Origin of the sequence: Altererythrobacter epoxidivorans, from assembly GCF_001281485.1 — a bacterium.
Taxonomy (GTDB): domain Bacteria; phylum Pseudomonadota; class Alphaproteobacteria; order Sphingomonadales; family Sphingomonadaceae; genus Erythrobacter; species Erythrobacter epoxidivorans.
Genome location: NZ_CP012669.1, coordinates 2569726 through 2589207, shown reverse-complemented (window position 1 = coordinate 2589207; position 19482 = coordinate 2569726). Strand labels below are relative to the sequence as shown.

At 61.2% G+C, this 19482-nt stretch carries 17 protein-coding genes; 13 read left to right on the top strand and 4 right to left on the bottom strand.

Annotated elements, in window-relative coordinates; translation table 11 throughout:
- Window position 1: 1 nt before the first annotated feature.
- The 4 genes from AMC99_RS12775 to AMC99_RS12760 form a co-directional block, all read right to left on the bottom strand.
- Entirely contained in the window at window positions 2-1156 is a 1155-nt protein-coding gene (locus AMC99_RS12775) for a hypothetical protein (RefSeq protein ID WP_061927100.1), read from the bottom strand.
- A gap of 17 nt (window positions 1157-1173) precedes the next feature.
- Window positions 1174-3336 (bottom strand): GumC family protein, encoded by a 2163-nt coding sequence (locus tag AMC99_RS12770; protein ID WP_061927099.1) that lies wholly within the window; start codon window positions 3334-3336, stop codon window positions 1174-1176.
- Window positions 3336-3932, bottom strand: coding sequence for a polysaccharide biosynthesis/export family protein (locus AMC99_RS12765; RefSeq protein WP_198143531.1), 597 nt, complete (start codon window positions 3930-3932; stop codon window positions 3336-3338). Before AMC99_RS12765 ends, AMC99_RS12770 begins: the two co-directional genes overlap by 1 nt.
- A 214-nt stretch (window positions 3933-4146) precedes the next feature.
- Entirely contained in the window at window positions 4147-5541 is a 1395-nt protein-coding gene (locus AMC99_RS12760; protein WP_061927097.1) for an O-antigen ligase family protein, read from the bottom strand.
- Window positions 5542-5721: 180 nt separating this feature from the next.
- Between AMC99_RS12760 and AMC99_RS12755 the strand changes: the two genes are divergently transcribed.
- The 13 genes from AMC99_RS12755 to rfbC all read left to right on the top strand — a co-directional run bounded on the left by AMC99_RS12755 (window position 5722) and on the right by rfbC (window position 19469).
- Window positions 5722-6480, top strand: coding sequence for a sulfotransferase family 2 domain-containing protein (locus tag AMC99_RS12755; RefSeq protein ID WP_061927096.1), 759 nt, complete (start codon window positions 5722-5724; stop codon window positions 6478-6480).
- Between the two features lie 24 nt (window positions 6481-6504).
- Window positions 6505-7773, top strand: a complete 1269-nt coding sequence (tviB, locus tag AMC99_RS12750; RefSeq protein WP_061928038.1) for a Vi polysaccharide biosynthesis UDP-N-acetylglucosamine C-6 dehydrogenase TviB — start codon at window positions 6505-6507, stop codon at window positions 7771-7773.
- Window positions 7774-7790: 17 nt separating this feature from the next.
- Window positions 7791-9131, top strand: a complete 1341-nt coding sequence (locus AMC99_RS12745; RefSeq protein WP_198143530.1) for a flippase — start codon at window positions 7791-7793, stop codon at window positions 9129-9131.
- Window positions 9132-9162: 31 nt separating this feature from the next.
- Window positions 9163-10176 (top strand): sulfotransferase domain-containing protein, encoded by a 1014-nt coding sequence (locus AMC99_RS12740; RefSeq protein WP_061927092.1) that lies wholly within the window; start codon window positions 9163-9165, stop codon window positions 10174-10176.
- Between the two features lie 41 nt (window positions 10177-10217).
- Window positions 10218-11330, top strand: coding sequence for a glycosyltransferase family 4 protein (locus AMC99_RS12735; protein WP_061927090.1), 1113 nt, complete (start codon window positions 10218-10220; stop codon window positions 11328-11330).
- Window positions 11323-12177 carry a polysaccharide pyruvyl transferase family protein gene (locus tag AMC99_RS12730; protein WP_198143529.1) on the top strand — a complete coding sequence of 285 codons (855 nt, stop codon included), beginning with the start codon at window positions 11323-11325 and terminating at the stop codon, window positions 12175-12177. The genes AMC99_RS12735 and AMC99_RS12730 overlap by 8 nt, the downstream gene beginning before the upstream one ends.
- A 39-nt stretch (window positions 12178-12216) precedes the next feature.
- Complete coding sequence (locus AMC99_RS12725) at window positions 12217-13320, top strand: glycosyltransferase family 4 protein (RefSeq protein ID WP_061927086.1); 1104 nt, start codon at window positions 12217-12219, stop codon at window positions 13318-13320.
- Window positions 13317-14528 (top strand): glycosyltransferase, encoded by a 1212-nt coding sequence (locus AMC99_RS12720; protein ID WP_061927084.1) that lies wholly within the window; start codon window positions 13317-13319, stop codon window positions 14526-14528. Before AMC99_RS12725 ends, AMC99_RS12720 begins: the two co-directional genes overlap by 4 nt.
- The gene (locus AMC99_RS12715) at window positions 14525-15634 is read left to right on the top strand and encodes a glycosyltransferase family 4 protein (protein ID WP_061927082.1); all 1110 of its coding nucleotides are present in this window, start codon (window positions 14525-14527) and stop codon (window positions 15632-15634) included. Before AMC99_RS12720 ends, AMC99_RS12715 begins: the two co-directional genes overlap by 4 nt.
- Complete coding sequence (locus AMC99_RS12710) at window positions 15631-16842, top strand: carboxylate--amine ligase (protein WP_061927080.1); 1212 nt, start codon at window positions 15631-15633, stop codon at window positions 16840-16842. The genes AMC99_RS12715 and AMC99_RS12710 overlap by 4 nt, the downstream gene beginning before the upstream one ends.
- Window positions 16842-17843, top strand: coding sequence for a polysaccharide deacetylase family protein (locus AMC99_RS12705; RefSeq protein WP_061927078.1), 1002 nt, complete (start codon window positions 16842-16844; stop codon window positions 17841-17843). Before AMC99_RS12710 ends, AMC99_RS12705 begins: the two co-directional genes overlap by 1 nt.
- 4 nt (window positions 17844-17847) lie before the next feature.
- On the top strand, window positions 17848-18891 hold the full coding sequence (locus tag AMC99_RS12700) for an EpsG family protein (RefSeq protein ID WP_061927076.1): 1044 nt from the start codon (window positions 17848-17850) through the stop codon (window positions 18889-18891).
- Window positions 18892-18956: 65 nt separating this feature from the next.
- Window positions 18957-19469 carry a dTDP-4-dehydrorhamnose 3,5-epimerase gene (rfbC, locus tag AMC99_RS12695; protein WP_232301423.1) on the top strand — a complete coding sequence of 171 codons (513 nt, stop codon included), beginning with the start codon at window positions 18957-18959 and terminating at the stop codon, window positions 19467-19469.
- Window positions 19470-19482 lie beyond the last annotated feature (13 nt).

Here is a 19482-nt window from a genome sequence, read left to right as displayed (position 1 = left end):
CTTATTTCGCGATAGTTATGGAATCGATGGTACCGCGCAGCGGCGACCGGCCGGACCATGCGCGCGCATTGATGCCGAGCATGACGTAATCGCAGCCCGCTGGAAGGGCAGCGACCCTGAACACGTTCGTGCCAGCGCTGAAGCGTTCGTCAAGGAAGGGATCGCTGGCACCGCGGCAGCGAAGCTGCAGGCGCACGTCGCGTAGCTGGTCGGCCGGGACGATCCGGTGCTTGACCACTATGTTGAACGGTGCGGTGGACGGCTTCACCAGACGCTCGGCTACTATACCGCCCTTGCCCCCACGCACGAAAATCTCGAGCTTGTCGCCGTCCTCGATCGGCTGCGCGCGCATTCCCGCCTCTTCGCCGAGACGCCAATCGAAGGGCGCCAGATCGACTGACCAGCCAAGCGGTCCAAGACCTGCAACATTCGAGCTTTTGCCGTTGACCGACTGATAGATCCCGTTCGCTGTGTCGAGGTCCCCTTCACGTACGAGGGCCGCCACCAGCAAGCGGTCGAATTCGGGAAGGCGGCGGTTCAGCTGGCCGCGCAGGACAGCCAGATTGGCCGGTGCTATTCCCAGCCGTGCTGCCGACATGAGGAAGTTGTCATGCCATGCCGAGCTGCCGTCGAGGACGCGCGCAAAGGCTGGCACTGCCTCGCGGCGCTTGAGTGCGTCGTTGAGGATCGGAAAGAGCAGTTGGCGCTGCTCGGGATTGACCCGCAGCATCTGGTCGAGGGTCGCCATTGCGCTGTCGAAATCGTTGTCGGCGACTTCCTGCTCCAGCCTGACACCCTGAAGCAGCCGATCGCGCCCGTTAATCTGCGATGCGAGGCGGAGCATTTCAGCCTTCTTCGCTGGATCCCGCGTATTCATGATCAAGACCGCATGGCCTTCCGGGCCCAGCGGGGCGCGGCCGAATGCCTTTTCTGCCAGGGGTTCAGCCGCCTCGACTGCCTGCGCGAGTTGCTCTTCGGTGGTTACCCCTGCACGCAAACGATAGCTGATCGAACGTTGGAGCGCCTCGTTCCCGAAAGGCATCAACCGTGCCGCCAGTTCCGGATTAGGCTTGGCAAGGACGCTCGACGCTGCCTGCAAGCCGGCAAGGATCGCGAGGACCCCGCAAACCATCGCAATGACTGCCAGACGTAGCATCGATCAGTCTCGCTCGATCAAGTCTGCGGCTGTTCTGGCGGGGTGTCTCCATAGCCGTAGCCGTAACCGTAGCCATAACCGTAGCCGTAGATCGCGTTGCGCTTCTCCAGCTTGGTCACGAGAGCACCAAAGATATGTGCCCCTGCCGTACGCAGGCGTCCGATCGCATTGTCGATGCCGCGGATACTGACGCCGTTCGCCTCGATCACGAAGACTACGCCTTCTACCGCCTTGCTCACCTCGAGAGCGTCGGCAAGGCCGAGAACGGGTGCACCATCGATAAGGACGTGGTCGTATTGCTGCTTGGCCAGTTCGACGACCTCGCGCAGCGCTCCGCTGGCGAGCAACTCGACCGGATTGGGAGGGCGATGCCCGACCGGAATGAGGTCGAAACCGTTTTCTTCCGAATGGATCACGGCGGAACTGATCGTGCCGCCACCTGTGAGCAGGCCGGTCAGGCCGACCGAACCCTCGGTCGAGATCCCCACGAAATCGTGCAAGCCCGAGTGACGCAAGTCGGCGTCGATGACGAGAACCTTCTTGCCCAGCTGCGCAAAGCTGCGCGCGAGGGCCATTGTCGAAAGGCTCTTGCCCTCATTAGGCCGCGTCGAGGTAAGCATGACCGAACGCGGCGCACCATGTGTGGTGAGGAACGCCATGTTGGTCCTGGCAGAGGCATAAGCCTCGCCGACCTCGGAGCTGCGCTGCGCCAGCTCCTCGACCAGGCCAGCCTCGTCGGTTTCGATCTTCGGGATAAGGCCGAGCGTGGCGAGGCCGAGGCGGTCTCGCACATCGGCCGGATCGCGCACTGTCTGGTCGAGAGCTTCGCGAAGGAAGACAAGCAGGCCCGATGCGAAGATCGCGATACCGAGCCCGACGAACAAGTTGAACGCCAGCGACGGCGAATAGGGCGAGCGCGGCGCTTCGGCCGCGTCGATCAGAGTCATGTTGTTCTTGCCGGCACCTGCCGCCTCGAGCGACTTGAAGCGCTGGAGAAGCGCATCGTAGATCTGGCGGTTCGTCTCGACCTCACGCTTCAGGATGCCGTACTGGATCGACTGGCCCTGCTGGCCGAGGTAGGAATTCTTGGCCTGCTGCATCAGATCGCGCAGTTTCTGTTCCTGCATCAGCGCAGCATTGTATGCGGCGCGCGCATCGCGATTTTCCAGCCCGCCTTCGTTCGCAAGCGATGAACGCAAGGATTCGATTTCGGCAACCTTGGCCTGGATCGCCGGATATCCCGGCCCGAAGCGCGAACGCAATTCCGACAAATCGGCTTCGGCCGTCGCCAGCTGCTGGCGCAGGCTCGTGGTATTGGTTCCCTTGCCCGAATTCACACCGGCACGCAGGGCGGCTTCTGCCTCGATCCGCTTGCTGGTCGCTTCTGCCAGGGCCGTATTGAGCGTTTCGAGTTCGGATCCGACGAGCGACTGGCCGGCGGTTTCATAACCGCTTTCCTCGCCGCTGCCGCCGCCGCTGACAATGACGATACCATTGTCATTGGCGTAATTGATCAGCTCGCGTTCGGACTCTGCCAGCTTTTCACGCAATTCACCGATCTGTTCCTGCAGGAAATCGCGTGCCTCGATGTTGGCGCCGAAACGCTTTTCATAATTGGCAGCGAGAAACTCCTGCGCCCACAGGTTGGCGACTTTCTGCGCGACCTGCGGAGACGGGCTGGAGAAAGAAATGTCGACAAGGCCCGACTGGCGGACCGGTTCGGGGTTCACGCCCGTAAGAAGGATAGATTCAAGAGCGCGCGAATTGGGGTTGATCCCTTCATCGAGGCCATAAGCTTCGAGGAAGTTGCGATCGCGTGCGAGGTTGCCCGCATCGACCACGCGCCCGGCAAGCGAGCGCGAACGAAGCAGTTCGTACTGCGTGTTGAAATACTGGCGTTCGGATCCGGTCGCATCGGGATCGAGCGGGTCGGTATCGGTCGCGCTGACGGTGGTGCGCTGGATTTCGATGCGTGAAGTCGCCCGATAGAGATTGGTCGACAGCAGCGTCGCAATCAGCCCGCCGAGCAGGCCGAGCGCGATGATGCCGAGAATCCAGTAACGCAGGTTGACCGCTTCGGCCCACAACCGCTCGGGATCGAAATGGAAGCCCCCGATACCTTCACGGTAAGGAGTGTATTCCGCGGTGCCGTTCGGCGCGTTGTCCTTTGCAGACTCCATCAGAAACTTCTATCCACTCGATTGACCAGGATCAGCGTCGCAGAAATCGCGCCGACATAATTGAGGATGTCTTCGAACTGGCGGCGCGCAGGTGAATCGCCGACCATCACGATGTCACCAGGGAAGATCGCCGGATCGGGCGCATTGCCGCGGGAAATTTCCTTGTAGCTATAGACGCCGATGTACTCCTGCCCTTCCACGACACGCATCACGAGAATTTCGTCCCGCTTGGCATAGCGGCTGAACCCGCCAGCATTGTTGAGCGCGCGCAGCAAGGTGTATGACGAAGCGGCAGGCAATGTGCCCGACCTGCTGACCTCGCCACCGATCGAAATCGTTGCGGCTATTTCACGTTCGGGAATGACCTGTACCCGGGGATCGAGAATAAACTGCCCCCGCAAACGATCTTCGATCTTGCGCGCGACGTCCGATGGTGTGTTTCCGAGCGCATCTACCGTTCCGATCAGGGGCAACTCGAGCTTGCCATCGACGTCGGTGAGGTAAGTTCCCGTCAGCCCTTCTGCATCGGCCACGGTGATCTTGACCGTCTCCTGCGGTCCCAGTCGCAGGATCGAGCTTCCCCTGGGGGCAGGCAATGCGGTCAAATCAGTAACTTCGACGCGTGGCGACGTTCCGATGGGGCCGGGAGACGCACAGGCACTGACCGCCAGCAAGATCGCAGCGGCCGTGGAATTTTTGAATTTTATGAAATTTCCCATCACTTCCCTTACGCCCCGAGCGGGCAAGGCTTAGCCACAAGCCATCCAGAATAAAAGCGTTTTTGCCCCGCCGACGGGGTATCGCTCTGCGTCATGCGCGCACCCGATAGCGGGCCTTTTGCACGACCAGGGCGGCCGCCAACCAGCCAAGTACGAGTTGGAAGATCGGCGTTCGAAGGGGGTAATCGACGGCGCTCGCAAGCACGATAGTGGCGATGATCGCCAGCCAGAACACTGTGTGACGAAGCGCGCCATCGCCATGGTTGCGCATGGCCCACACGGCCTTCAAGAGCCAGGCAAGAGCAACGGCGAGCCACACAATCCCCGCAATGCCGCCCTCGATTGCGAATTGCAGCCAGTCATTATGCGCCTGGTTGATGTAATATGGGCTCAGCAACTCGGCCGGCTCGAACATGTGGTACACTTCCTCGAACGACCCGAAACCCGACCCCGGCAGCCAGAAGACCGAAAGCATTTCGACCAGTACGGGGAAAATGCGCACCCGCATGTCGTCGAAGTTGGCAGTTTCCGCGAAAGACCCGGCAGCAGGCGCACTGCCCATGACTGCGAAGGCGGCAATGACCGATGCCAGCGACAGCACGACGAAACCCAACAGCAATCTCGCCGAAGGTGCCGGTAGCTTTCGCAACAGCCGCGGCCGCGCGGCCGAGCTTGACCCCGCAATCGCCTGCCACAGGGTGAAGATGGTAAAAAGCACCGCCAGCATGGTGAGAAGGAAACCAGCACGCGACCCGCTGAGCAAGGCTGCGATCAGAACGAGCACGTAGAGCGCACCGATAACCGTTTTCGCCCCCGCCCCGCGCAAGCCGTGTTCGCCGCTCGTCCCGATCTGGACGAGGATCATCATGCAAAGCGCGGAAAATACTGCCGAGTGGTTCTGGTTGGCGAAAATTCCGACCGGCGTACCCTCGTTCGTTACGGCATAATAATAGAGTGCGCCCGTGCCGCCGCTCGCCACCTGGAGGATACCGAGCGAAGCATCGACAACACCGACGATCGCGATTGCCGCGAGGATCGTTACCGAGCGAAAACCGGACGACAAGGCTGCGATCAGCGCGCAAAACGGAATGGCGAGGCTCATCAGCGTGTTGAGCGTGCGCCCCGGCACCAGCGAAAGCGGTCGCCAGTTTTCTCCAAGGCCCGCAACCTTTTCGAACTCGGCAATTGTCTCGCGGCCAGGCAGCGACTGCCACACCGCCGGAGGCAACGGCAGAAGCTGGAGTGTCATCAGCGCCATCAGCGCAACCATCAGCATGATCGGCGTCCTACCGGGTCGCAGGCGTTCGCTGGTGGCGAGGTAAAGCGCCGGGATCAAAAGCAGGAATGCCAGCGGTCGCAACGCGATCAACTGGACGACATCGACACGGGAGCTTCCCCCGAGAAACGCGACCGCGGCGCCCAGAACCGCCATGACGATCCAGCCGTAGGTCAACCCCGGCATGGCATCGCTCTTGAAGACCCTCATCCCATTCCCTTTGCAGTACCGAAGCGGCGCAATGCGATGTAAAGATGTGGCATTGCCCGTCAACTTTTGTCTATCGCAGGCCATCGTGCTTGCAATCACGGGGGCTGTCGGGCAATCGCCCGCCCGCCGAAGCTGCGCCGCTCTTCGCCCGGCGCGAAGTTTTCCAAGGGAAACAAGACAATGTCCCGAGACCTGACCGCTGGCGAAAAGCTGAAGGCCGTCCTGCACGAATGCGAGATGCGCCCTTTGCCCGGTCTTGCGCGGACTATGCTGAACCGTATTGCGCCCGATCCTTTCTCCCGCGAGGGCACCCTGCCCGATGGCCGCAAGGTGATCTTCATCCATGTGCCGAAAACAGGCGGCACTTCACACGCATCCGCACTGGGTCTGCGCTATGGACACATCCCGGTCACCAGGTACCTCACGCGTGACGAGGGTAGGTTCCGATCGGCCTACAGCTTTGCCTTCAAACGCAATCCGTGGCGGCGTCTTTATTCGGCGTTCAATTATTTGCGGGCAGCTGTCGGCATCAACAATTCGCCAGATGTGCGGTGGGCCGAGGCGAACCTTGCACGATATTCGTCGTTCGAGGAATTCGTGCATGCGCTGGAACAGCCGGAAAACGCAAAGCCCATCATGCGCTACAAGCATTTCCGTTCCCAGGCGGACTGGATCGCCCAGCCGGGCAGCAACCGGATCGAAGTCGATTTTCTCGGACGGTTCGAGAACCTGGCCGAGGAAACGCATACGCTTTCACAGCGACTTGGAATTGAAATCGAACTACCGCATCTGCGAAAACCGCAGGCCTATCGCGAGGAATTGCGGTTCACGCCCCGGATGAATGAAATTATTGCGCGCCTGTATCGCCGCGATATCGAGATTTTAGGCTATCGTGCGCCGGACGATGCCGGAATCGAAACAGTGGCGAGGGGCCGCTAACATGATGAATTGGAAACGGACCGCATGACTTCGGAAAAACTTGCTGTCATCGGACTCGGCTATGTCGGGCTGCCGCTGGCGGTCGAATTCGGCAAGCGCCGCGCGGTGGTCGGCTTCGACATCAATGAGGGTCGTATTGCCGAGCTTCGCGAAGGCAAGGACAGTACGCAGGAAGTCGAGCCTGCCGAACTGGCCGAGGCAGCGCATCTCTCCTTCACCTGTGACCCCGCAGACATTGCAGATTGCCGCATCTACATCGTTACGGTGCCAACGCCGATCGACGCGCACAAGCGGCCCGACCTGACCCCGCTGATCAAGGCGTCGGAAACCGTCGGCAAGGTGCTGAAGCGCGGCGATATCGTGATTTACGAAAGCACGGTCTATCCCGGCGCGACCGAGGAAGACTGCGTTCCTGTGCTGGAGCGCGTGTCGGGCCTGACGTTCAACGAAGACTTTTTCTGCGGTTACAGCCCCGAACGCATCAACCCGGGCGACAAGGAACACCGCCTGCCGACGATCAGGAAAGTGACGTCCGGCTCCACCCCCGAAGTCGCCGATACTGTCGATGCGCTTTATGGCGAAATCATCACCGCCGGCACGCACAAGGCGCCGTCGATCAAGGTCGCCGAAGCTGCCAAGGTGATCGAGAATACGCAGCGCGACCTCAATATCGCGCTCATCAACGAGCTGGCGATCATCTTCAACAAGATGGGTATCGATACGCTGTCGGTCCTGGAAGCGGCCGGTACTAAGTGGAACTTCCTGCCGTTCCGCCCGGGCCTCGTCGGAGGGCACTGCATCGGCGTCGATCCCTATTACCTGACGCACAAGGCAGAGGCGATCGGATACCACCCGCACGTGATCCTTGCCGGTCGCCGCATCAATGACGGCATGGGGCAGTTCGTGGCCGATACGCTGGTCAGGGAAATGCTGAAGCGCCGCCTGCCGGTCAATGGTGCGCGGGTCCTTATGTTGGGCCTGACATTCAAGGAAAACTGCCCCGACCTGCGCAATACGCGGGTGGTCGACGTGATCGCCGCGCTGGAAGATTACGGTGTCGAGGTGGACGTATTCGACCCCTGGGCCGATGGGGCACAGGCGCATGAGGAATACCGGATCGACCTCGTCAAGGCGCCGGAACCGGGCGCATATGACGCGATCATCGGCGCCGTTGCCCACCGCGAGTTCGCCTCGATGAGCGCCGGTGACCTGTCGGCGCTCGGCAAGGATCGCTCGATCATCTACGACCTCAAGGCAGTACTGCCTGCCGAAATAGTGGATTTGCGGCTCTAGGCCCGAAAGCTGGGATCGTGGCAAAGTTCGTTCAGAGACAGCTCTCGAGGCTCATGGGGGAAAGCCTGACGGCCAGCCTCATGCGTGGCGGAAGCACCGTTATGGGGACGTTCCTTGCGAACAAGGCGCTTACGCTGATCAGCGCCGTCCTGCTGGCACGTCTGCTTGGAACCGAAGGTTACGGCAAATACGCATTCGCGATCGCGATACTGAACCTGATCACGATCCCCGCGCAAATGGGCGTTCCCCGCCTTTCCATGCGCGAAATCGCGAGAAGCTGCGCAAGATCGGAGTGGGCCCTGCTACGTGGATTCCGCCGCCGCGCCCTGCAGATGTCACTCATCTCGACAATTGTCGGAGCTGTCGTGATCGGTGGCGGGATCTTCGTTTTCTCCGATGGCCTTGAGGCATTCGACGCGATGACCTTCGCCGCGGCGCTTTTCCTCCTGCCTTTGTTCGTCGGGCTGGCGCTGGCGTCGAGCTTCCTCAGGGGGCTGCGCAAGGTCGTTCACGGCAACTGGCCGAACAATGTCCTGCAGCCTGCGCTGTTCGTCGTTTTCCTTTTCGCGATGGCCCAGGGGCTTTCGGCACCCTCCGCCGTGTTGCTCAACGCCTTGTCGAACGCGGCCGCACTGGGCGTCACGATTTGGCTGCTTGTGAAATACTGGCCGCGGGAGACTTCCGCAGTCGAGCCCGAGTACCGGACTAGCGACTGGGCCAAGAGCCTGCTGCCGTTCTCGCTGCTCGCCGGCGCACGTCTCATCACGCAGAAATCCGACATCATCATGCTGGGGGCGATGACCTCTGCCGCAAGCGTCGGCATATACAATATTGCAATCCAGGCAGCTGCGCTGGTCGCCATTCCCCTTTCCGCCTCGAACGCTGTCCTGGCACCGAACATTGCCCGCTTGCATGCGCTCGGCGACATGCGCGGGTTGCAGCGTTTGCTGACCAACACGACGATGGTCGTCTCGGGACTTTCGCTGATCGGGTGCATCATTCTCGTCGGCCTGGGCCAGTGGCTCCTGCAGCTGTTCTTTGGAAATGATTTCATCGGAGCATACGGCGCAATGGCTGTTCTTGCCGTGGGGCAAGTCATCAACGCGTCGGCCGGGTCGATCGGCCAGTTCCTGAGCATGACGGGACATGAAAAGGACACCGTCAAGGTGATCGGCGGGTCCGCGATCCTCAATATTGTCCTCAACGCCATCCTGATCCCGCCCTACGGGATCCTCGGCGCCGCGATTGCGACTTCGGCCAGCCTCGCGACGTGGAACATCGCGCTCAGCATCCTGCTTTATCGCAGGCTCGGTCTCATCGCCGGCCCGGTCGGCAAATTCCTCGCCAAGCGTGCATAGCGCGGATAAGGGCGTCTCAGTTCAGTTGGATATGATGCAGCAGCAAACGATTTTCATTCACGCCGGTTTCCCGAAGACCGCGACCACCTTTCTCCAGAAACATGTCTTCCCGCAGCTTTCAGGGATTACCTATTCCGGCCGCAATTACCCGGTCGAGGAACGCGTCGAAGATGACACCAAGCTGTCGAAATCGTTCCGCGTCACCCGTTCGATGGACGAGCAGGAACGCGCGCGACTTCGCGACCTTGGCGCCACGCTCCTAGGCCGTTCCAAAGCGGCCTCGCAGAACAGCGTGTTCTTTTCCGGCGAAGGGATCATCGGCCAATGCATGGCGCCCATTCCCAATCCGCATGACAAGAACAAGCCATATGCTTCGCCCACGGCCCGGCAAGCGCTCGAACATGCTAGGGACATGGGACTGGAGGGCGGATTTGCGTCTCCCAAGTTGATCCTGACGCTGCGGAAGCAGACCGATTTGCTGACATCCTTCTTTGCCGAGGCATACGGAGGCAGGCTGGCACGCGTGCCCCAGACCGATACTTTCGAAAAATACGCGGACGAAGTCATGTCGGGCTCCTTGGGACTGCTCGACACGGTCGTTCTTGAATTCGACAAGCTGTACGACCTGTCATGCGAGATCTTCGGGGCCAAGAATGTCCTTCTTCTCGATTATGGTTCGATCAAGGGCGATCCGCCGCGCTTTGCCGAAAGGTTCAGCAATTTCCTCGGGGTCGATGCCGGTGAGTTCCTCGACCTGCTGACCTCAAAGGGGGAAGAAAACGTCCGCCGCTCCAAGTCCGGAAAATCGCAGCTCAAGATGCGACGCAAGACTGCCGTTTCCAAGCTCGACGATCTCAAGGCACGCTTCTTTCCGAAGCGCAGTCTAGGCATCGGACGCCTGCTCGCTCCGTTCCTGAAGAAGTTCGAAAGCGGCGAAACCAGCTTCGTACCGCCCGAGGCAAAGCTCGAAGAAATCCGAGCGCACTATGCGGCCAGCAACCGCCGGTTGGCCGCGCGCTTCCCCGAATTCGACCTGCCCTGCTAGAAGCAGGTCGATTGCCCCTTCCCGGAGATGCTGGTCGGCCCATGGAACTGCTGTTTGTCACCCAATTCCTGCCCTCGCCATCGGCGAAGGGACAGACAGGTGGCACCATCAGCAATCGCAATCTGCTGACAGCCCTTGCCGAACGCTGGGATGTGGTTGTGCTCAGCTTCGATCCGGCCACCGATATGGCGGTCTTCGCAAGCGAACCATACCGCGTGATCAGAGCGGTACCGCCGCGGTGGCGCGCACCCGGCCTGTTCCTGCACTGGCTCGATTTCGTGCGCACCGAAGTTCGCCAGTTGATTGGCGAAGAGGGCGCCCCCAGACTTTGCCTCGCTACGACATCGACGCTGGCCGCCTTCGACGCAGTTCCTGAAGAATGCGCCACTGCGGCGATCATCCAGGCGTACGAGAACTTCGGCTTTGCATGTCCGCATGTACCGCTGGCAAAGCGCGTCGCGCTGGCGAAGCAGTCCGTGATCCGGAAGAACCAGGATGGCCGTCTCCTGCGCGAAGCAGACGGCATACTGACCAACAGCGAATTCATGGCTCAGGCTCTGCACGACCGCTTCGGCATCGATCGCAGTGCCATGAATATCGTGCCGCAGGCTTGCGATGTTACGCCTTCGGCTGAGGCAGCTCCCGCAAATACGGTTGGCTTTGTCCATCGTGGGCCGGACAAGAATATCGCGTTCGTCGTCGAACTTGCGAAGCGTTCGCCCGAATTGACCTATCTTGTATATGGTCACGATGGCGACCTGCCCGCCGAAATTCCCCCGAACATGAAATTGTGCGGCTGGGCGTCCAACCGCGAAGCCATGTTCGCCTCCGCCAAGCTCTGGCTAGCCCCCTCGCTCTGGGCAGAACCGTTCGGTCGGGTATCGATCGAGGCTCAGGCATGCGACCGTGCAGTGCTGGTGGTTGATCGGGGCGGCCTGCCCGAAACCGTCATGGACGATCGCTTCAAAATCGATGGATTCGACGCCGGGCGGTGGCTAGAGCGCATGCAAGCCTTGCTGGCGCTGCCTCGCGACGAATTGCTCGCCAACGGAAAACTGATCCGTGAAGCTTTTTCGCAGCAGCGACACGATGCCAGCGCGATCGAAGCTGCGGCCGCGATCATCGAAAAATCACAGGAGACACATTTTGACTAATCGAATTCGAGCGATCCCGCGCAAGCTCGTGAACACGACGCGGGCAATGCTCGATGACGACACGGTGATCCTGCGCTGGGCTACCGAGGGTGTGATCGCGATCAACTGGGGAGACAAGCTGAACCCGTGGCTGGCGGAAAAGATTTCGGGCAAGAAGGTCGTTCATCGCGCAGATGTCTATCCGGTGACGGGCAAGCCTGTGCACTACTGGATCGGCAGCCATCTCGGTTCTGCATGTGGCGACCCGAACGCGATTGTCTGGGGTGCCGGCTTCATATCGGCTGACATCCCGATCACCGGAAGGCCGCGCGAGATCCATGCCGTTCGTGGCTGGCTTTCCAACGAACGCCTCGCCAAGGAAGGCATCACGCCCCCGGGCGTCGTCGGCGATGCGGCGCTCCTTCTACCCCGTTTCCACCAGCCCGACACGTCTCTCGAACGCAAGCCGCTGGGCATCATCCCGCACTGTTTCGAATGGGACGAACCCTTTTTCAGGGCCGCACGAGAGTGGGACGACGTTCGCGTCATCGATATATGTGGCGGCATCGAGGAGGTGACCGACCAGATCGTGGCGTGCGACAGGATCGTTTCGTCCTCCCTGCATGGCATCATATGCGCAGATGCCTATGGCGTGCCGAGCCTGTGGCTCCACGCTTCGGACAAGCCCGTCGGCGACGGGTTCAAGTTCCGCGATTATTTCTCGTCGGTTGGTCGCCCAGACACCCTTCCCATCAATGTCGACGAGAAGACCGAAAAGGCTTTCCTGCTCGACCAGTTCTTCGACTATACGATCGATATAGATCTTGATGCGCTGTGGGATGTCTGCCCGTTGAGGCCGGGCAAGTAGGCGGCGCTACATTTGCCTGAGGGGGTGCAGGACAGACCGATGCGCGTCCTCCATCTGATCGAGACACTGGGGCGCGGCGGCGCGGAAAGGCTGCTCGTCACGCTGCTGCCTGCGCTCGCCAAGCAGGGTGTCGAGCCGGTCGTCGGCGTGCTCAAACCGCCGCTTGACCTTGCCCCGGAGCTCGAGGCTCGCGGGGTGCGCGTGGTCACACTTCCGCAGGCGCACAAGTGGAACCTGCCCGCCAAGGTCGGCGCTCTGCGTGAACTTTGCCGCACGGAACGCATCGAACTGGTTCATGCCCACCTCTATTTCCCTGGCATTTACGCGGCACTCCTCGCCAGTCGCGGCGGGCCGCCGATGATCGAGACCTTTCACAACCAGGCCTATGCCGGCGCCAATCGCGGCGGGTTGAAGCTCGAATTGCACCGGTTGGTGCGGAGCGCACTGCTGCGGCGCGGCGGTTCGCGCTTTTATGGCGTGTCGAAGGCGGTCGCCGATCATTACCGCGAGGCCCTCTCGCTGGCGCAGGTCGCAGTCATGCCCAATGCCATCGACATGGAAGCAATCGAAACGGCGCGCGCGACCTCACCAGCCCATGAAGACAACCGCCTGCACATCGTACTGCCGGGCAGGCTGGTCCATGAAAAAGGGCACGCAGACCTCATTGCCGCGCTGGAAGGCGCGAACCTACCGCCCCACCGGGTCAGCTTCCTTGGAGGCGGTCCGCTGGAGGGAAGGCTGCACGAGCTCGGTAAAGATGCTGGGCTGGACCTCGATATCGTGACCGGTCTCGATCACCCCGATTTCCTTTCAAAGCTTGGAACCGCCGACATCGTCGTCGCCCCTTCGCGCTTCGAGGGTTTCGGCATTGCCGCCGCCGAGGCGATGGCCCTTGGAAAGCCGGTGATCGCGAGCGACGCCGGGGGATTGCCCGAAGTCATCGGCGATGCCGGCGAAATGTTTCCCGCAGGAGACACCGATGCACTGCGCTCCGCGCTGGAGGAACTCGCGGGTGATAGCGGTCGACAGGCGGAACTCGGGCGGCTAGGCGCAATTCGGGCCGCAAGCGAATTCTCTTCCGATGCGATCGCTGACAGGCTGGCCTCCGAATACAAGGAAGTTATCGCAGCTCGATCGCAATGACGCGCGTTCTCTACATCTCTTACACCGGCCTGCTCGACCCCCTGGGTGAAAGCCAGGTCCTACAATACCTCCGCGAACTGTCGCGGAAGCATTCGATCACCCTCCTGACATTCGAAAAGCCGGATAATCTCGCTGACAGGGCGGCGCTGTCCGCGATGAAGCGCAAATGCAGTGATGCCGGTATCGACTGGCACACGCGCACCTGGCACCAGCGTCCCGCGCTTCCGGCGACGGCGTGGGACATCGCCTGGGGTAGCCGCGAGGCGATACGGCTGGCACGACAATGCAATGCGGAAGTCGTTCATTGCCGGTCCTATGTCGGTTCGCTGATGGGGCTGAACGTAAAGAAGGCGACCGGTGCGAAGCTGATCTTCGACATGCGCGGGTTCTGGGGTGACGAGCGGGTCGATGCAGGGCGCTGGAGCCGCGACGGTCTTCCCTACCGCATGGTCAAGCGGCTGGAACGGACGCTGTTCGAGAATGCCGATCACGTCGTGTCGCTGACGCGCAAGGGTGTCGAGACTTTCGAAGCATTCGACTATCTGGCCGGCAATCCTCCGCCGAGCAGCGTCATCCCGACCTGCACCAATCTCGACCTGTTTCAGCCCGCACCCAAGCCCGCCCAGCCGTTTACGCTGGGTTATGTCGGCTCGGTCGGCAGCTGGTACCTGTTCGACCAGGTCGCCGAAGTCGTCGCGCGGTTGTTCCAGCGCGATCCGGACGCCCGCTTCCTGGTGATCAACAAGGGCGGCCACGATACCGTTCGCGCCGCTCTCGAAAAGGCCGGGGTCGATCTCGGCCGCGTCGAAATCCGCGCTTGCGGCTTCGACGAAGTGGGCGGACAAGTCGCCCGCATGCACGCCGGCGTATTCTTCATCATGCCCGCCTGGTCAAAGCGGGCATCCTGCCCGACCCGCATGGGCGAATTCCTGGCCAGCGGCGTGCCGTGCCTCGCCAATGGCGAAGTCGGCGACGTGGCCGAGGACTTCGCCTCGAGCGGGACAGGAGTCGTGCTGCCGGTCACTGCGGAGGGACGCGTCGAGCTTGGCGATGTCGATGAGGCAATCGACGCGCTGCTGGCGCTCGCCCGCGAAGATGGCATCGCCGCGCGCTGCCGGAAGGCCGCCGAAGATCTCTTCTCTCTCCAAGGCGGTGTCGCTGAGTACGACCGCATCTACCGGCGCCTGTCGGGTGGAGAGGCAGCGTGAGCGAAAGGCCCCTCTCCGTCCTCTTCCTGACGCGTTATCCCGAAGAAGGCGCCTCGAGCCGCTACCGCGTGTTCCAGTACATCCCCTATCTCGAGAAGCTGGGCGTGACCTGTCACGTTCAGAGCTTCATGGACCAGAGCATGTACCGCGCATCGATGTCCCAAGGGGCAACCGGCCGCAAGATGCTGATGACCGTCAGTGCGGCCATCCGCCGCCTGCGCACCCTGCTGAAACATCGGCGTTACGACGTCGTCTACATGCAGCGCGAATTGCTGCCTTTCGGACCGCCGCTGATTGAAAACGCGCTGAAGCGCAGCGGGACCGTGCTCGTTTTCGACTACGACGATGCGCTCTTCATCAAGCAGCCGAGCCGCTACAATCCGCTCGCCACGCTGTTCCGCTCGCCTGAAAAAACGATCGAGATCTTGCGTCTCGTCGATTGCACCGTGGCGGGCAACGACTGGCTGCGCGACAGCGCGGTCAAGGTCGGAGGGAAAGCCGAAACGATCGAGGTTGCCGAAGACACCGCGCGCTTTGCGGGACCTGAAGAGAAGTTCGGCGAAGATCGCGGCCCGGTTACCATCGGCTGGCTCGGATCGCCTTCGACGTCGAAATATCTCAACGAGATCGCCGATGTCCTGCGCGAGGTCGCAAGCGCCCATCCGGAGGTGCGCTTCGAAATCATGGGCGGCGGCGAGTTCGCCATGGACGACGTTCCCTGGCGGCTGGAAGACTGGTCGCTGGAGGCGGAACGCGAGGCGCTGAAGCGATACGACATCGGATTGATGCCGCTTCCCGACCAGGATTGGTCGCGCGGCAAGTCTGGCGGCAAGGCCCGGACCTACATGGCTTCCACCGTCGTGCCCGTGGTCAGCGCCATCGGTTATAACAACGAACTGCTGCGCCATGGCGAAACGGGTTTTCTCTGCAAGACTAAGGACGACTGGCGCGACGCGCTGGAAAAGCTGATCACCGATAAGGCTCTGCGTGAGAGAATGGCGCGGGCGGCACGCAAGGATGTCGAGGAACGGTTCGATCCGGCAGGCCAGGCAGCCAAGATCGCAGCGCTCCTTCGTCGTTTGGTCGATGACAAGGTGGCGGCATGAGCGTGCCCGCCCCTGCAATCGTTCTGGGCCTATCGCCGACCGGGCTCCACGTCGTGCGCGCCATTGCGGCAACCGGTGCCGAGGTCATTGGCGTCGCAGAAGGTTTGCAGGCAGGCCGCGCATCGCGGGCGCTGGCTGGCATCATCGACGACACCGGCGATGACGCAGCATTGCTCGACAATCTCCTGGCGCAAGCGGCAGCCTGGCGGAGCCGCGCAATGCCGCGCGCAGTCCTGATCCCGAGTTCGGACAGGCATGTCGAATTCATTGCTGCGCACAGTGGGCGGCTTGCCGAACATTTTGCATTCCAGCCGAGTTATTCCGACGGTCTGGCACTGAAGATCATGGCGAAGGACAGCTTTGCCGAACTTTGCCGCGATGCAGGGATAGCCGCGCCGCAGACGGTGGAGGCAACCCGCGAAAGTTTGGGAGAAGCGCCGCCAACGCTACCTTTTCCATGGATGATCAAGCCTGCAGAGATCCACCGGATCAAGGGCGAGATGTCCGGGCAAAAGGGATGGACGGTGCGCGACCGTGCTGAGCTTGACCGCATTGTCGGGCAGATACCTGACCATGCCGGTACCCTCCTGGTGCAGGAAATCGTTCCCGGACCGGAAAGCGAGATTGCGCTGGCTTGCTGCTATGTCGACGACGATGGCAGTTTCCGCCAGATGTTCACTGCTCGCAAGCTGCGCCAGTTTCCTCCCGGGTTCGGCTCGGCAAGCCTGGTGCAAAGTTGCCCGGATGACGAGGCGGAACGCCTCACCAGAAAGCTACTCTCCCATATCGGCTATCGCGGGATCGCCGCGGCGGAGTTCAAGCGCGACCCGGCAAGCGGAATCCTCAAGATCATCGAGGTCAACGTGCGCCCGTCCCTGTGGTTCTCCGTCTCGCAAGAGGCGGGCAGGCCCGTCGTCGAGGAAGCCTATCGCGCCATGGCTGGGCTTCCACCGCTGAAGCAGGCTCCGCAGCAAAACGGCGTCCGGTGGCGGTATGGGCTGAAGGACATGTATTCGGCAGCTTTCTACAAGGCGAAGTCCGACTTCATCCTGCCCGCGCCCGCCCTTGACGCTGTCGGCCCGGCAAGGCGCACCGTCAGCCCCGTCTTCGATGCCGCCGACATGGGTCCCAGCCTTGCCGAAGCCCGCAATTTTCTCCAGAAAGCAACAAGTCGCGCGTTTCGCCGCGGATCGAAGGACGCCGCCTGATGCCCGGTAAACTCGTCATTTCCCTCGACTTCGAGTTGATGTGGGGCGTGAGGGACCACCGTTCCGTCGCCGAATATGGCGATGCCGTGATCGGCGTGCGCACGGCGCTGCCGATGATGCTCGAACGGTTCGATGCAGCAGGCATAAGGGCAACCTGGGCGACGGTCGGGCTGCTGTTTGCTGGCACCCGCGACGAAGTGATGGACCATCGCCCCGCGCTCCAGCCGAGTTACACCAACCGGTCGCTCTCGCCATATGCCTTCATCGAGAACGGTCTCGGAAAGGACGAGGCAAGCGATCCGCATAATTTCGGCAAGTCGCTGGTGGATCGCATCCTCGATACCGAAGGGCAGGAACTCGCCTGCCACACCTTTTCGCATTACTTCTGCCTCGAACCAGGGCAGACGCTGGACGAATTTCGCGCCGATCTCGAAGCAGCGCGGTCGATCGCCTCGGTGCGCGGCGTGGACTACAAGAGCATCGTTTTCCCGCGCAACCAGTGGACCGAGGCCCATGTCGCCGCCGCCGGCGAAATCGGCATCGAAACGTTCCGCGGCGATCCCCCCGGCATCATGTACCGTTCGCGGCCGGGAGAGAAGAACACGCTGTTCGTGCGCGGCCTCCGGCTCGCCGACAGCATCGTTCCCGTGGCCGAGCGGAACGACCGCGCCGCAATGGATGTGATCGCCGGTTTGACCGATGTCACCGCTTCCCGCTTCCTTCGCACATCACGCAGGCTGGCGGGATTGGTCGGCGATCTCCAGATGCGCCGCGTCCTGTCGGAAATGACGCGGGCGGCAATCGATGGCCGCACCTATCACCTGTGGTGGCACCCGCATAACTTCGGGCGGAATATCGAGGCCAACATGGCGCGGCTCGACCGGATCATTGCGCATTTCCGCAGCTTGCATGACAAGCACGGTATGGAAAGCGCGACCATGAGCGATTGGGGCAAGGGTTCGATCCGACCTGCCGCTTCAGATGTGAAGCAGGCCGGATAGACCGATGTACACCGCAATCTACGGGATTTTCGTCCTGCTCGGCTTGTTCATCCGGGAGCGGCGCGCCGAACTCATCGCGCTCCTGCTCGCACTCGGCTTCCTGCTGTTGTTCATGGGTACACGCTATTACGTCGGTTGCGACTACAGCGGTTATCTGAGCCGTTACGACAATACACCCGTCGATGCAGACTGGCTTTATGCCTTCGAAAATCCCGAACCGGGCTTCAACCTGATCATGATCGGGGTGGTTTCTTCCGGACTCGACTATATGTGGGTCAACCTGATCTGCTCTGCGATCATGGTGCTTTGCTGGTATCGCTTCCTGAGACATCACGACCACCAGCTGATGATCCTGGCGCTACTGTTTCCGATCATCGTAATGCAGCTGGGCATGTCCGGGCTGCGTCAGGCGATCGCAGTATCGATGATCATGGCGGCGTCGGTGCCGTTTTCGGAAGGCAAGAAGTTCCAGACCTTCCTTTGGGTATTGCTCGCCGCGCAATTCCATACATCGGCCTATGTTTTTCTCCCGCTTGGTGCGCTCGCCGGTGTGAATGTGAGTTTCGGACGAGTCACATGGGCTGCGTTGGCACTGCTGCCGCTGGGCCTGTGGCTGCTGTCCGACCGGCTCGAGCTTTACCAGGACCGCTATATCGAGCAGGTTTACGGCGATCAGTCATCCGGGGGCGCGGTCTTCCGCTACTTCCTGATGATCCCGGCGACAGTGTTGTTCTTCTCGAAGATGCAGACATTCGAGAAGTGGTATCCGAAACATTTCAATTCGCTGAAATTCTGGAATCTCGCGATCGCGGCACTTTTCCCGCTTGTCTTCCTGTCGAGCTTCGCCTTGCACCGGTTCAACTATTACGTGATGCCGTTCAGCATCGTGACCTTCGTCCTCGTCGCGCAACTCCTGTTCCTGCGCCGCTTCCATTTCGTTGCGGTCCTGTTGCCACCGTTGTTCTACGGCATTTATACCATCGGCTGGCAGGCCATGTCCTCGCACTTCCGATCCTGCTACGAGCCTTACCAGAGCGTGCTGTTCTGAGGGGCAGCGCCCATCAAACGAAAGCTGCAATGCAAGTCAGACAGACCCCTATCGACGGATTGCTGATGATCGAACCTGCACGGTTCGGGGATGATCGGGGATGGTTTGAGGAAACCTGGAACGCGCAGCGCTATGCGGCTGCCGGCATCGGGTGCGATTGGGTGCAGGACAACCATTCGATGTCGAGTGCCGTCGGCACACTGCGCGGCCTTCACTACCAGAAACCGCCGAATGCGCAGGCAAAGCTGGTCCGTTGCACGCGCGGCAAGATATGGGATGTGGCGGTCGATTACCGGCCGCAGTCACCCACGTACCTGAAGTATTTCGGAATCGAACTGGACCCGCAAAGCGGGACCCAGCTGTTCATTCCATCCGGCTTCCTGCATGGCTTCGTCACGCTCGAACCGAATAGCGAGCTTCAGTACAAATGCAGTGCGCCCTACGCGCCGGAATCCGATGGTGCGATCAGGTGGAACGATCCTGACATTGGCATCGACTGGCCGCTTGAAGGCGATCCGGTCCTGTCCGCCAAGGACGAGGCAGCCCCTCTAACCAGCGACGTCGCGTCGCCATTCTGACCAATGCAAGAGT